10 protein-coding genes are annotated in these 13,036 nt (G+C 65.8%); 2 read left to right on the top strand and 8 right to left on the bottom strand.

All coding sequences use genetic code 11. The features are described 5' to 3' along the window. The 5 genes from ACHHTY_RS10865 to ACHHTY_RS10845 all read right to left on the bottom strand — a co-directional run. The coding region (locus ACHHTY_RS10865) for a copper-binding protein (RefSeq protein ID WP_395494167.1) at window positions 1–337 on the bottom strand (337 nt) is incomplete at its 3' end. 16 nt (window positions 338–353) lie between these two features. Next, window positions 354–3,476, bottom strand: a complete 3,123-nt coding sequence (locus ACHHTY_RS10860) for an efflux RND transporter permease subunit (protein ID WP_395494166.1) — start codon at window positions 3,474–3,476, stop codon at window positions 354–356. Then, on the bottom strand, window positions 3,473–4,951 hold the full coding sequence (locus tag ACHHTY_RS10855; RefSeq protein ID WP_395494165.1) for an efflux RND transporter periplasmic adaptor subunit: 1,479 nt from the start codon (window positions 4,949–4,951) through the stop codon (window positions 3,473–3,475). The genes ACHHTY_RS10860 and ACHHTY_RS10855 overlap by 4 nt, the downstream gene beginning before the upstream one ends. A gap of 184 nt (window positions 4,952–5,135) precedes the next feature. Beyond that, entirely contained in the window at window positions 5,136–6,452 is a 1,317-nt protein-coding gene (locus ACHHTY_RS10850) for a TolC family protein (RefSeq protein ID WP_395494164.1), read from the bottom strand. A 403-nt stretch (window positions 6,453–6,855) separates the two neighbouring features. After that, window positions 6,856–8,202: a sigma-54-dependent transcriptional regulator gene (locus ACHHTY_RS10845; RefSeq protein WP_395494163.1), complete on the bottom strand. Its 1,347-nt coding sequence runs from the start codon at window positions 8,200–8,202 to the stop codon at window positions 6,856–6,858. A gap of 345 nt (window positions 8,203–8,547) precedes the next feature. Here ACHHTY_RS10845 and ACHHTY_RS10840 point away from each other — a divergent pair, with 345 nt between their 5' ends. Both ACHHTY_RS10840 and ACHHTY_RS10835 read left to right on the top strand, forming a co-directional pair. Next, the gene (locus ACHHTY_RS10840) at window positions 8,548–9,744 is read left to right on the top strand and encodes a hypothetical protein (RefSeq protein WP_395494162.1); all 1,197 of its coding nucleotides are present in this window, start codon (window positions 8,548–8,550) and stop codon (window positions 9,742–9,744) included. Window positions 9,745–9,940: 196 nt separating this feature from the next. Next, complete coding sequence (locus ACHHTY_RS10835) at window positions 9,941–10,498, top strand: DUF2845 domain-containing protein (RefSeq protein WP_395494161.1); 558 nt, start codon at window positions 9,941–9,943, stop codon at window positions 10,496–10,498. Window positions 10,499–10,534: 36 nt separating this feature from the next. Here ACHHTY_RS10835 and ACHHTY_RS10830 read toward each other — a convergent pair whose 3' ends face one another. The 3 genes from ACHHTY_RS10830 to holA all read right to left on the bottom strand — a co-directional run. Beyond that, the gene (locus tag ACHHTY_RS10830) at window positions 10,535–11,674 is read right to left on the bottom strand and encodes a sensor histidine kinase (RefSeq protein WP_395494160.1); all 1,140 of its coding nucleotides are present in this window, start codon (window positions 11,672–11,674) and stop codon (window positions 10,535–10,537) included. A 67-nt stretch (window positions 11,675–11,741) separates the two neighbouring features. Further along, window positions 11,742–12,059 carry an ATP-dependent Clp protease adapter ClpS gene (clpS, locus tag ACHHTY_RS10825; RefSeq protein WP_395494159.1) on the bottom strand — a complete coding sequence of 106 codons (318 nt, stop codon included), beginning with the start codon at window positions 12,057–12,059 and terminating at the stop codon, window positions 11,742–11,744. Window positions 12,060–12,155: 96 nt separating this feature from the next. Further along, the coding region (holA, locus tag ACHHTY_RS10820; RefSeq protein WP_395494158.1) for a DNA polymerase III subunit delta at window positions 12,156–13,036 on the bottom strand (881 nt) is incomplete at its 5' end.

Raw genomic sequence — 13,036 nt, 5'->3', positions numbered from 1 at the left:
TAATGACATAGTCGGTGGCGCCCAGGCGCTTGAGTTCGAAGACGACCGCGTCGCCCGCTTGCAGCCCTTCGGCCAGGGCCGGGTCGGCCAGGTCGAGGTCCATGGTCATGGCCGGCCAGTTGAGAGCCGGGATCGGTTCGTGGTCGAGGGTAATGCTTTTGCCGGCCGGGTCGATGGCGGTTACCACCCCGTTGGCCGTGACCACCTGGGCCTGGTCGGCCGCCGGCGGGTTGCTCTTGCCGTGGCCCCCGTGCCCGTGGCTGGCGGCCAGGGCGGTGGCGGAAAGGGCGAAGACGAGGCTGGTTGCGGCGATGATGCTGATGATGGTTTTCTGCATGATGTGCTCCTTTGAATTAAGAGGTTTGGCGTTTTTTCCAGAGGAAAAAGACCGAGGGTAAGACCACCAGGGTAAGAATGGTGGCGCTGATCATTCCGCCCACCATGGGGGCGGCAATTCGACGCATTACTTCCGAACCGGTACCGGTGCTGAGCATGACCGGCAGCAGGCCGATGATGATGGTGGCCACGGTCATGATCTTGGGCCGCACCCGCAGCAGGGCTCCTTCCACCACCGCTTCCAGCAGGTTGGCGACGCTGAAGGGCCGGCCGGCGGCGGCGGCCAGTTCCCGGTGCTTTTTCAGGGCCTGATCCAGGTAAACCAGCATCACCACCCCGGTTTCGGCGGCCACCCCGGCCAGGGCGATGAAGCCCACGCTGACCGCGATGGAGAGGTTGTAGTCCAGCAGGTAGAGCAGCCAGAAGCCCCCCACCAGGGAAAGCGGCAGGGTGGCCATGATCAGCACCGCCTCGCCCATCCGGCCGAAGCTCAGATAGAGAAAGAGCATGATGATGACCAGGGTCAGGGGCACCACCACCTTGAGGCGCTCATTGGCCCGCTCCAGGTGTTCGTACTGGCCCGACCAGCCGATGGAATAGCCGGGGGGGATCTCCACGTAGCGGGCCACGGCGTCGCGGGCCTCGGCGACGTAGCCGCCCAGGTCGCGGCCCTGGATATCGACGTAGGTCCAGCCGCTGAGGCGGGCGTTTTCGCTGCGGATCATCGGCGGGCCGTCGGTGATGGCCACCGTCGCCACCTGCTCCAGGGCCACCCAGGCGCCGCTGGGGGTGGCCAGGGGGAGCTGCTGCAGGTGCTCCAGGGAATCGCGCAGGTCGCGGGGGTAACGGAGGTTGATGGGGTAACGCTCGAGCCCTTCCACGGTGGTGCCGATGTTCATGCCGCCCACCGCGGTGCGGATCACCTCGTGGACATCGGCCACGTTGAGGCCGTAGCGGGCCGCCATGGGCCGATTGACCTCGACCTCGATATAGCGGCCGCCGGTGACCCGTTCCGAGTAGACCGACGAAGTGCCCGGCACCCCCTTGATCACCTCCTCGATCCGCTCGCCGATCTTCTGGATCACCGCCAGGTCGGCCCCGGCCACCTTGATCCCCACCGGGGTGCGGATCCCGGTGGCCAGCATGTCGATCCGGGTGCGGATCGGCATCACCCAGGCATTGGTGACCCCGGGCAGTTGCACCGCTTCATCCAGTTCGCGGATCAGCTTTGCGGTGGTCATGCCGGGCCGCCACTGGTCGCGGGGTTTCAGTTGAATGGTGGTTTCCAGCATGGTCAGGGGGGCCGGATCGGTGGCGGTCTCGGCCCGGCCGGTCTTGCCGAAGACGGTGTGGACTTCGGGCACCGTCTTGATCAGGCGGTCGGTCTGCTGCAGCAGCTCGGCGGCCTTGCCGGCCGAAAGCCCCGGCAGGGTGGTGGGCATGTACATCAGGTCGCCCTCGTCCAGGTCGGGCATGAACTCCGAGCCCAGCCGGGTGGCCGGATAGAGCATGCTGAGGGCGGCCACGATGGTCAGCAGGACAATGGTTTTGGGGTAGGCCAGGGCCACCCGGATCACCGGCCGGTAGGCGGCGACCAGCATCCGGTTGGCGGGGTTTTTATGCTCGGGGATGATCCGGCCCCGGATGAAGTAGCCCATCAGCACCGGTACCAGGGTGATGGCCAGGCCGGCCGCCACCGCCATGGCGTAGGTCTTGGTGAAGGCCAGAGGCGAAAACATCCGCCCTTCCTGAGCCTCCAGGGTGAAGACCGGCAGAAAGCTGATGGTGATGATCAGCAGGGCGAAAAAGAGGGCCGGGCCGACTTCCAGGGAGGCCCGCTCGATGACGGCCCAGTGCTCGGCGGAGTTGGCCGGCTTGCGGCGCTCCAGGTGCTTGTGGACGTTTTCGATCATCACGATGGCGGCGTCCACCATGGCCCCGATGGCGATGGCGATCCCCCCCAGGGACATGATGTTGGCGTTGATCCCCTGCAGGTTCATGATCACGAAGGCGCCCAGCACCCCCAGGGGCAGGCTGATGGCGATGACCAGCGACGAGCGCAGGTGGAGGAGAAAGAGCAGGCAGACCAGGACCACCACGATCAGTTCCTTGATCAGGGTGTCCTTGAGGTTGGCCACCGCCCGCTCGATGACCCCCGAGCGGTCATAGGTTTCGACGATTTCCACCCCGGCGGGCAGGCCGGGCCGGATTTCCGCCAGCTTGCTCTTGACCCGTTCGATGACGGCCCGGGCGTTCTCGCCGGAGCGCATCACCACGATGCCGCCCACCACCTCCCCCAAGCCGTCCAGTTCGGCGATGCCGCGGCGCATCTGGGGGCCGGTGCTGATTTCGGCCACCTCGCCCAGCAGCAGGGGCGAGCCGGTGGGCCCGACCTTGACGGGAATCCGGCGCAGGTCGTCGAGGTTTTCGATATAGCCCTTGGCCCGGATCATATATTCGGCTTCCGCCATTTCAATGGCCGAACCGCCGCTTTCCAGGTTGGCCCGCCGGACCGCGTTGGCGATGTCGTTGGTGCTCAGGCCGTAAGAGCGGAGCCGGTGGGGATCGACCACGATTTGGTACTGGCGGACCATGCCGCCCACGGTGGCCACTTCCGAGACTCCCGCCACCGTCTGCAGTTCGTACTTGAGGAACCAGTCCTGGATGCCGCGCAACTGGCCGAGGTCATGGTTGCCGCTGCGATCCACCAGGGCGTACTGGTAGACCCAGCCCACCCCGGTGGCGTCGGGGCCCAGGGCCGGAGTAGCCCCTTCCGGCAGGCTGCCCGCCGCCTGGCTGAGGTATTCCAGGACCCGGGCCCGGGCCCAGTAGAGATCGGTGCCGTCCTCGAAGATCACGTAGATGTAGGAATCGCCGAACATCGAGTAGCCCCGCACCGCGGTGGCCTTGGGCACCGCCAAGAGGGCGCTGGAGAGGGGATAGGTCACCTGCTGCTCCACCACCTGGGGGGACTGGCCGGGATAGGTGGTCTTGATGATGACCTGGACGTCGGAGAGGTCGGGGATGGCGTCCAGGGGGGTTCGCTGCAGGGAATAGAAACCCCAGAGAGCCAGGAAAACGCTGGCCAGCAGCACCAGCAGGCGGTTGGCCAGAGACCAGCGGATGATGGCGATGATCATGGCCGAACCTCTGCGCCGTTTACCCGCAGGGCCACGATCCGGAAGGTCACGGGATCGAGCTGCTCCAGGGCGAAGTGAAAGGGCATCCCCGGCTCAAGGCGGGCGGGGACGGCCAGGCCCGGGGCCAGTTCCAGGTCCATGGTCATGGCCGGCCAGCCCAGCTCGGGAATGGGCTGGTGGCTGAGGTTGATGGCGGTGGGCGAGCGGCCGGGCCCGTTGTAGATCCCTTCGCTCCAGACTTCCTGGCCGGGCTCCGGCTCGGCCAGGGGCTCCAGCCGGGTCAGGGAGGCCCGCAGGCTGCTTTCCGAGTCGATCAGAAACTGGGCCGAAACCACCACCTCGTCGCCGGGGTTGAGGCCTGCCAGGATTTCGACCCGGTCGTCGCTGATGGTTCCCGCCCGCACTTCCACCGCTTCGAAACGGCCCTCGGGGCGGGCCAGGATTACCCGCTGGCTGTTGCCGCTGCGGATCAGGGCTTCATTGGGGATCAGCAGCACCTCGCGGCGGGGTTCGCCGAAGATTCGGACCCGGGTGAACATGTCGGGTTTGAGCTGGCGGCCGGGATTGGCGAAGCTCAGGCGGGCCTGGAGCGCCCGGCTGCGGGGATCCAGGGAGGGATAGACGAAATCCACCACTCCTTCCAGGGTCTCGCCCCCGGCCTGGTCCAGGTGCAGCAGGGCCCGCTGGCCCACCCGGACCAGGGGAGCCTGGTGCTCGAAAACCTCCACCCGGGCCCAGACCCGGCCGAGATTGGCGATGGTCATGATGTCCATGCCCGGGCTCACGAACATGCCTTCCCGGATCGCCAGTTCGCTGAGCACCCCGTCCTGGCGGGCGAAAACGGGCACCAACTGGCGCACCCGGCCGTCGCGTTCGAGCTGTTCGATGGTCTGGGGGTTGAGGCCCAGGGCGGCCAGGCGCCGGCGGGAAGCTTCGCGGATGGCGGGCTGGTTCATGGCCAGGGTGCGCAGAAATTCCTCCTGGGCGTTGACCAGGGTGGGGGAATAGAGTTCGAAGAGCAGCTCGCCCTGGCGGATCTCCTGGCCCAGGCTGCGGGCCGCCAGCCGTTCCACCCAGCCTTCAGTGCGGACATGGACGTGGATCAGCCGGGTTTCGTCATAGTCGATGAAGCCCACCGCCTCCACCGCCGGTTCGATGGTGCCGAGGCTGGCCACGGCGGTGCGCACCCCCAGGCTCTGGGCGGTTTCCGGGGCGATGCGGACCCCCGCCCCGTCGCCGTTGTCGGCGTAGATGGGGATGTAGTCCATCCCCATCTCATCCTTGCGGGGCTCCTCGGAGGTCACCCGGGGGTTGTGGGGATGGCGGTAGTAGAGAACTTCCCGGGCGGCCTCGGTGCCGACGGCCGCTTCGTGGCCGTTGTGGCCGGGGACTTGAACCCGGCCGGAGAGCGCCGCGGTCAGGCCCGCCCCCAGGGCGAAGGCCAGGATGATGCCGGCAAGATATTTAACGCGCATGGTTGGTTCCTTCCGGGATGCCCCGAACTGGTTGAATTATGGGTAACCGCTCAGCAGCACCGCATCTTGCGGCGATCGGCCCGGCTTGCGTACTGATGTACGCGGCACCGGTCCGCTTGCCGCAACCTGCGGTACTGCTGAACGGTTACAATTATGGCAGGGTTTAGCCCAAGATCCTTCAAAGTCATTGGCTGTGGCCTTCGTTCAGGTTCGACTTTGACTTTGCCATGAGAGTTGCGCCGACTACGGTTTCCAGGACGGCGAGCTGGGTCTGATGGCGGGCGATCGCTTCCAGCTCCTCGCGCTGGAAGTTGAACAGGGCCATCTGGCTGTCGAGGACGTTCATGAAATCGGTGGTGCCCGAGTGGTAGGAGGCCAGGGCCGCCCCGGCGGCGTGTTCGGCCCGGGGAATGATGTCGGCGCGGTAGAGTTCGGCCAGGCGCCGGCTGCTGTCCAACTGGCTCAGGGCCTCGCCGATTCCCCGGCTGACTTGGTTGCGGGCCCGCTCCTGTTCCGCCCGGGCCTGGCGGATTTCGGCCTCGGCCTCGGCGGCCCTGGCGTGGCGCTGATCCCGGCGGATCGGCAGATTGAAGGTGATCCCGGCCGTGTACATATCGTTGCCGGGGTCGCCCATGGCCGGCTCCCGCTGCATGTATTCCAGCGAGAAGGTGAAATCGGGGTAAAAATCCCGCTCGGCCAGCCGGCGCTGGGCGGCGGCCTTCTGCTCCCGGGCCGCCAGTTGCTGGAACAGGGGCCGGCCGGCGGCCTGCTCCTCCAGTTGTGCCCCCGTCAGGGCCAGGGGGGTCAGTTCCAGGGGGGCGGCCGGGTGGATGGGGGTGTCGACGGGCCGGGCCCGCAAAGTGTTTAAGGCGACTTCCAGGCTGCGGCGGCGCTGCTGGAGAAAAATCTCCATTTCCTCCATTTTCGCCCGTTCCACCTGGGCCTTGAGGACATCCTGGAGCAGGCCGCGGCCGACCTCGTAAAGGCTGGTGCTCTGCGCGCTCAGGTCATCGAGGACGGCAATGTTGCGGGCCACGATGGCCAGGGCCCGGTCGACGAAAAGCAGCTGGTACCAGGTTTCCTTGACCAGGCCGCTCAATTCCAGGGTCCGTTCCTCCACTGCCAGGCGGGCGGCTTCGGCGTCATGGCGGGCCGCTTCCCGCCGCAGCTCGCGTTTGCCGAAGAAGGGCACCATCTGGCTGATGCCGATCACCTTGGAACTCATGGAGTCGCGGTCAAAAGCGAGGGGATCGCGGATCAGCAGGTTCTGGAACTGGAGCATCAGCATCGGGTCTTCCAGGGTGCCGGCCTGCCTTACCCGTTCGCTGTAGGCCTGCCAGCGGGCCTGGTCCGCGTCCAGTTGCGGGTTGTGAGCCAGGGCTTCGGCCACCAGCTGCTCCAGGCTCTGGTCGGCCGGGGCTGGTGGGGGAGATGCCTGGGGCGCGGTCAGTGGGCCGAGCAGAACGGCGAGGGCGAGCAAGAGGGCGAAAATTTTGGACATGGCTTAAAGCTCCTTGGTTCGAGGGCGCGGATCCGGGATGCAGGCGCCGGGCGACGGAAGGAAGAGCAATAAGCATGCCGAATGGCGGGTGAATTGTATATCGGATTGAATAATCGTTGATATTAGCCTGAAAGAGCGGAAGACCCGGGCCGGCCCCCAGCAGGAGCGTAGGGAGAAATGGAGAATATTCTTCAGTGCATTGAAGAATATTCTCCAAAAAATGGTAACTGTTCAGCAGCACCCCATCTTGCGGCGATCAGATCGGCTTGAGTACCCGGTGTACGCTACGCCGATCTGCTTACCGCAAGATGGGGTACTGCTGAACAGTTACTCCGCAGGTGAGCTGGATAGTTAAAAAAAATGAGGGGGAGGTGGGGGCAGGACGCTGGAGCCGCTCGGCCGGTCAGTTGAGGTCGAATTTTTCCAGGCGGTAGATCAGGACGTGGCGGGGGAGGCGGAGCAGGCGGGCCGCCTGGGAGCGGTTGCCGCCGCTGCGGGCCAGGGCTTTCCTGATCAGCTCCTTTTCCACTTCCTCCAGGGAAAGACCATCGGGCGGCAGTTCGGGCAGCCAGGCGGAGTCGGCCGCCCCGGCGGGGGCGGGCAATTGCAGGTCGGCGGGGCCGATCTCGGTCCCGCGCCGGAGAATGACCGAGCGCTCCACCAGGTTGCCCAGCTCGCGGATATTGCCGGGCCAGGGATAGTCGGCCAGCCGGGCCAGGGCTGCCGGGCTGAAGCGGACTTCGGCCGGGGCGCCGATCCGCTTCAGGAAATGGTCGACCAGGGCCGGGATATCCTCGCGCCGCTGGCGCAGGGGGGGAATCTCGAGCAGAATCACCCCCAGGCGGTAAAAAAGATCTTCCCGGAAGCGGCCGGCGGCGATTTCGGCCTGGATATCGCGATTGGTGGCGGCGATCAGGCGGACATCGATCTTTTCCCGCCGGTCGGAGCCCACCGGCTCCACCTCCCTCTCCTGGATCACCCGCAGCAGCTTGGCCTGCAGCTCCGGAGGCAACTCCCCGATTTCATCCAGGAAAATGGTGCCGCCGGCCGCGCTTTGAAAACGGCCCCGGCGGTTGGCCACCGCCCCGGTGAAGGCCCCGCGGACATGGCCGAAGAGTTCGCTTTCCAGCAGGGTGGGGGGAATGGCGGCGCAGTTCACCGCCACCAGCGGTCCTTCCCGGCGGGGACTGTGGCGGTGGAGCAGGCGGGCCAGCACCTCCTTGCCGGTGCCGGATTCGCCGGTGATCAGCACCGAGGCTTCGCTGTCGGCGGCCCGCCGGGCCATCGCCAGCAGTTCGGCCATGGCCGGGTTGGCGGTTTCCATCCCTTCGGCGCCGCTGAGCCGGTCCACCTCGGCGGCCAGGTCCCGGTTGCGGACCTTGAGGTTGCGCATTTCCAGGGCCTTGCGGCAGGCCAGGCGCAGGGTTTCCCGGTCAAATGGCTTGGTGATGAAGGTGAAGGCCCCTTCCTGCATGGCCCGCACCGCCAGATCGATGGAGCCGAAGGCGGTGATCACGATCACCGGGGTTTCCGGGGCCTGTGCCTTGATGGCGGCCAGCACGGCCAGGCCGTCCAGGTCGCCAAGCTGGATATCGGTGATCACCAGGTCAAAGTTCTCGGCCTTGAACAGCTCCAGGCCCTGGCGGCCGGAGGCGGCCAGCCGGACGGCAAACCCGGCCCCCTCCAGGTTGTGGCCGGTCACCCGGCGCAGGCTCTCGTCATCATCAATCAGTAAAAGCAGGTCGGCCATGAGCGGTCGGGTTCCTCTTGGCGGGGGCGATTAAGGCCCGGTTCTGTAAACGGCCTGGTGTGGCCGCGGCGGTTTTGCCCCGGCAAGCCTGGCCGTTGTCCGTCAGCTTTTCGCAAAAGGGCAGATTTGGCAAGGTTTTTTCTGCCAGATGGTACCAGCGACGGCCAGCGGTCGCGAAGCGGGTCGGGGACTTTGCCAAACCGCTCGCCGCCGGGGCCGCCGCAGGCCGGAGTCGCTGATTTAAGGTAAATTTGGCGGACTGATAATTTATTGACAGAGCCCGCGGCAAGGACGAGAATTGAACTGGCAAAGACGCAGGCTGACGCCGGGGGAGGGGAATGGCCGATGAAGATCAGGGCAGGCAGGCAAATCGTTTATCTCTGGCTGTTGGCGGCGTTGCTGGGCCTTTGGGGATCGGGCTGCGTTGCCAAGGCCCCCCCGCCCCCGGCGGCCTGGCGGGAAACCCCCGCCGAGTTGGGCACGGTGGGAGTGGCGGCGGCTGAGATCGAACCAGAAATCGTTTTTGCCGGCTATGCCCGGGGCAGATTGGCCGGAGCCGGCCGGGGGGCCGGGATAGCAACCCTGGTCTTTTTAGATAGCACCCATAGCAGTGATCCTTTGGCGCTGCTTTTACTGCCGCCCTTCGTGGCGGTGGGTGCGGTCAGCGGGGCGATTTCCGCCGAGCCCCGAAAGGTCGTCGAGGCAGCCGAGGTCGAGGCAAAAAATGCGCTTGCCGCCCTGGGGCTTCAGCAGGCCCTGCAGCGGCGGGTGGTGGAAATCGCCGCTGCAGAAGCGGGTCGCGATATTGTCTCTTTGGGCGGGGATTCCCCGGGTTTGCCCGCTGAAACCGGGACCCCGGCCGGGGCGGAGAGACCGGCGGCGGATACGGTGCTGGAGGTGGCGGTTCTTGAAGCGGGCTCCAAAGAGAGCGGGGGAATCAACGCTCCAGTGGCGCTCTATTTGTTATCCCGGGCCCGGTTGTTAAAGGCTGAGGGGGACGTGCTTCTCTTTGAAAAACGTTACGCCTACAGCAGTGAATCCCGGAAATTCAGCGCCTGGTGCGCCGATGACGCCAGGTTGTTGCGCCTGGCCTATGGCCGGGGAGTCGAGGAGTTGGCCGCCGGGATCGTTGACGACCTGTTTCTTTCCCTGCCGCCGCCCCACGATGGCATCAGCCTGGTTCCCATCTTGTCGCCAGGCCGGTTCGGCCGCTCCAAAAAAGCTTCGCTGCAGCCGGCTCTAGCCTGGGAGCCCTTTCCCCGGCCGGAGGACCAGGCCTGGATTGGTGAGCGGTCGATTGAAAACGTGAGCTACGAACTTCGCGTTTTCCGGTTGGACCAGAAGTCGGGTTCCTATGAATGGATCGTCGGGCTGAAGGGAGTTCCCTCCCCGTCCCACACGCTGGAGACTCCGCTGGCGCCGAAGAGCAAATATCGCTGGCAGGTCCGGAGCCGGTTCGAGCTGAACGGCGAGATCAAGGTGACCCGCTGGAGTGCGCCAGTTGATTTCAAAACCCCCCGCCAGCCTTATAGGCCCGAGTAGTCCGCCGGTCGCCAATTAGGCAGGAGGGAGGTTGACCGGCGCCGTGACTTGGATCAAGCGGAAAAGCCGGCTCGGCATTTTCCGCCGCAGCTCCCGGGGAGGCTCTTGGTGGCGAGGGCAAGGTGAGCGTTTGTCCGGATCACCGCTTACACGCGGCCAAGGGTGTCTTTTCATGACAAGAACAGGGCTCTTGATAATGGTGTGCTGCCTCGCCTGGCAGGGTTTGGCGGCGGTCGCCCAGGCCGAAACCATCCGCTGCGGCAACCGGCTGGTCGGGGTGAATGATCGCCGTTACGAGGTGCTGGCCGCCTGCGGCGAACCGGACCTGGTGATGCCGGCCCGCCTGGAGCTGATTCCCTTTCATGCCCTGCTGCCCTATGAGGAAATCTGGTACTACAACCTCGGCCCCCGCGAGCTTATCCGCCAGCTCCGTTTCCGCCAGGGCCGGCTGGTCGCCATCAATTTCGCCGGCTATGGCTTCTCCCCCGGCTACCCGGGATTATGCCGGCCGGAAGACTTGCGCCGGGGCATGACCCACCTGGAACTGGTCGCCCGCTGCGGCCAACCGGCTGACCGCGTCCAGCGGGTGCGCTGGCTGATGTTCGACCCCTTCCACCCCTTGGGACCCGGCCGGATGGCCCTGGAGGAGGAGTGGTTGTATGATTTCGGCCCGGACCGGCTCTACCGGGTGCTGTTCCTGGTGGATGGCCTGGTGGCCCGCATCGAAACCGGCGGCCCCGGCTTCCGCCGCTAGGGCAATCCAAGGCTGCCGGCCCCAGCGGTTCGGGGGTCAAGGCTTGGATTCGGTAAAAACCGGCGGGAAAGGTTGGTCCGGCAGCGAGACGGTGAAGACGGCGCCGCCGCCGGGGCGGTCGCCCACGCTGAGGGTGCCGCCCAGGCTCTCCACGATCTTGCGGCTGATCAGCAGGCCCAGGCCGGTGCCCTCGGCCTTGGCGGTATAGAAGGCGGTGAAGATTTTCTCCCGGTCGGCCTCCGCGACCCCGGGGCCGTTATCCGCCACCAGCACCCGCCAGCCCTGGCCCTGGCTTTCCACGGTCAGGGAAATTTCCCCTCCCTCGGGAACGGCGTCGATGGCGTTGAGCAGCAGGTTGAGCAACACCTGGGCCAGCGGGTTGGCCGGCACCGCCAGGTCCGCCGCCTGCTCCAGGCCGTGGGTCCGGTAGTTGACCCTTTTTTTGCGCAGGGGATTGGCGACCAGGGCGGCGAGCCGGGCCAGCAGGCGGTCCAGGGGTTCCAGCGGCTCTTCGTTGGCCGCCGGTCGGCCCCGGGAATAACCCAGGACCTTGTCCACCGTGCTGTTGAGCCGGGCCGTTTCCTTGAGCAGAATTTCCACGAACTCGCGCCGTGGGTGGCCGGGGGGAAATTCATCGAGAAAAATTTCCGCCGTTCCCCGGATGGAACTCAAGGGATTTTTGATTTCATGGGCCAGGGAGGCGGAGAGTTGCCCCAGGGCGGAGAGGCGCTGAGCCGCGGCCAGTTGTGTTTCCGCTGCCAGCAACTGGGTGGTTTCCCGGTGAAGCCGCTGGTAGGAGCGCTTCAGTTTTTCCGACAGCCGGCGGTACCGGTCGCGCAGGCGGCGCTCCCGGTCGGCGATTACTCCCACCACCAGGCCGGTGGCGAGATAAAGGGCGATCTCGGTCAGTTCACTGAGATAGGTTTCCAGTCCCTGGCCGAAAAAGTGCCACAAATGGGGAATGAAGGCCAGCGATGAAAGGCCGGCCAGGATCAGCCCGCCCCGCAGCCCGAACCATAAAGCCCCCAGGACAATGGGGAAATAGGTGAGCCGCCGCAGGGTGTCGTGATAGAAATGTAAATGACCGGGGGTGAAATAATGGAGCAGGCCGATGGCCACCACCGCCAGGACCAGCAGCGGGAACCAGTTGATCCCGCCGGGGCCCTGGGATGGCATCCCCTCTCCGGGCGCTTGGGCCTGATCCTGGGGCGGCGGCGGGGAGTTCATCGGCGCCCAGTCCGCCTCATTCCCGTTCCAGGGAACACTTGAGGGGATATTCGTGCTTGCGGGCCAGGCTGTGGACGATGGTCGACTTGGTTTCAGCCACGTCGCGGGGATAGATGCCGGCCACCCCGACGCCATCCTTGTGGACGCTCATCATGATCCGGTTGGCCGTGGCCGGGTCGTGGTTGAAAACGTTCTCCAGCACCATCACCACGAAATCCATCGTGGTGTAATCATCGTTGTGGAGCAGCACCTTGTAAAGCGGGGGCTGCCGCACCTCCTGGCGTTTGCGGGTGACTACGCCGGGATCCTGCTGATCCTGGGAATTTGGGCTCATCGTTTCCTTGCCACTGCTTGCGAGTTCGGGCCGGCCTGGCGGCCGGCGGATCGGGCGGGCCCGAGACAGGCTCCGCTATGGCAGCATGTTAATCAATCAGCTTGAAAATGCAACTCCCTCGGCCCGGCTCCGGGGGTTCCGGCCGGCAAAGAGCAAAGCGCCGAGGATGGCGCTTTCCGGCAGGCCCGAACCCTTCAGGCGGTATTCGGCCTCGAGCAGATCCTCCAGCATGGCCCGCAGGCGGGCCCCGGAGAGCCGGCCGGCCTGGAGAAAAAGCTGATAGAGGGCGTAAGGGTGGCCGGGAAAAGTGCTGGGCCAGGTTTCCCCGGCGGTCGCTCCGGGGCGCTGTTCCCAGTTCTCCCGGACCCGGGGCAGATAGTTTTTCTGGAAGAGAGCGAACGAGATCCGTTGGTCGCAGGGACGGTCGGCGCTGTCCTGGATGGCCCGGGCCAGCATGAGCTTGCGCACGTGATTGCGCAGGCCGCTAATTATGGCCAGGGGATGGAGGCCGCCCTGCAGGAGGCGGCCCATGATGGCCAGGGCCTGGGCCAGGTCGCCGCCGCTGTAGGCTTCGCTCAACTCGAAGAGGGCTTCTTCCCGGGTCCGGCCCACCATGGCATCGACGTCCGCCTTGGTAAGGGTGGAGCGCTCACCGGCATAGAGGGCCAGCTTTTCCGCCTCCATCACCGCCGCCACCGGCTGAAAACCGACCCGTTCCAGCAGCAGTTCCAGGGCATCGGGCCGCAGACTTTTGTTGAAACCGGCCAGGGTCTGGTCCACCAGGCTCTTGAGCAGGGCGCCGCGCTCCCTGCGGGCCGGGGCCGAGCCGCCGGGATCGACGCTGAGATCGACGATCACCGCCGTCTTTTCCAGCAACTTGTAAAGCTTCTTCCGCTTGTCGGCGGTTTCGGCCAGCAGCAGCAGCACGTTGCCCGGCGGCAGGCCGGCGGCCAGGGCGGCCAGGTAAGCTTCGTCGG

This window comes from Desulfurivibrio nitratireducens (genome assembly GCF_044068515.1).
Taxonomy (GTDB): domain Bacteria; phylum Desulfobacterota; class Desulfobulbia; order Desulfobulbales; family Desulfurivibrionaceae; genus Desulfurivibrio.
This window is presented reverse-complemented; position numbering and strand designations above follow the sequence as displayed.

Coding starts and splice junctions, on each gene's coding strand:
- ACHHTY_RS10860 (WP_395494166.1), bottom strand. CDS start 3,476: ATGATCATCGCCATCATCCGCTGGTCTCTGGCCAACCGCCTGCTGGTG.
- ACHHTY_RS10855 (WP_395494165.1), bottom strand. CDS start 4,951: ATGCGCGTTAAATATCTTGCCGGCATCATCCTGGCCTTCGCCCTGGGG.
- ACHHTY_RS10850 (WP_395494164.1), bottom strand. CDS start 6,452: ATGTCCAAAATTTTCGCCCTCTTGCTCGCCCTCGCCGTTCTGCTCGGC.
- ACHHTY_RS10845 (WP_395494163.1), bottom strand. CDS start 8,202: ATGGCCGACCTGCTTTTACTGATTGATGATGACGAGAGCCTGCGCCGG.
- ACHHTY_RS10840 (WP_395494162.1), top strand. CDS start 8,548: ATGAAGATCAGGGCAGGCAGGCAAATCGTTTATCTCTGGCTGTTGGCG.
- ACHHTY_RS10835 (WP_395494161.1), top strand. CDS start 9,941: ATGGTGTGCTGCCTCGCCTGGCAGGGTTTGGCGGCGGTCGCCCAGGCC.
- ACHHTY_RS10830 (WP_395494160.1), bottom strand. CDS start 11,674: ATGCCATCCCAGGGCCCCGGCGGGATCAACTGGTTCCCGCTGCTGGTC.
- clpS (WP_395494159.1), bottom strand. CDS start 12,059: ATGAGCCCAAATTCCCAGGATCAGCAGGATCCCGGCGTAGTCACCCGC.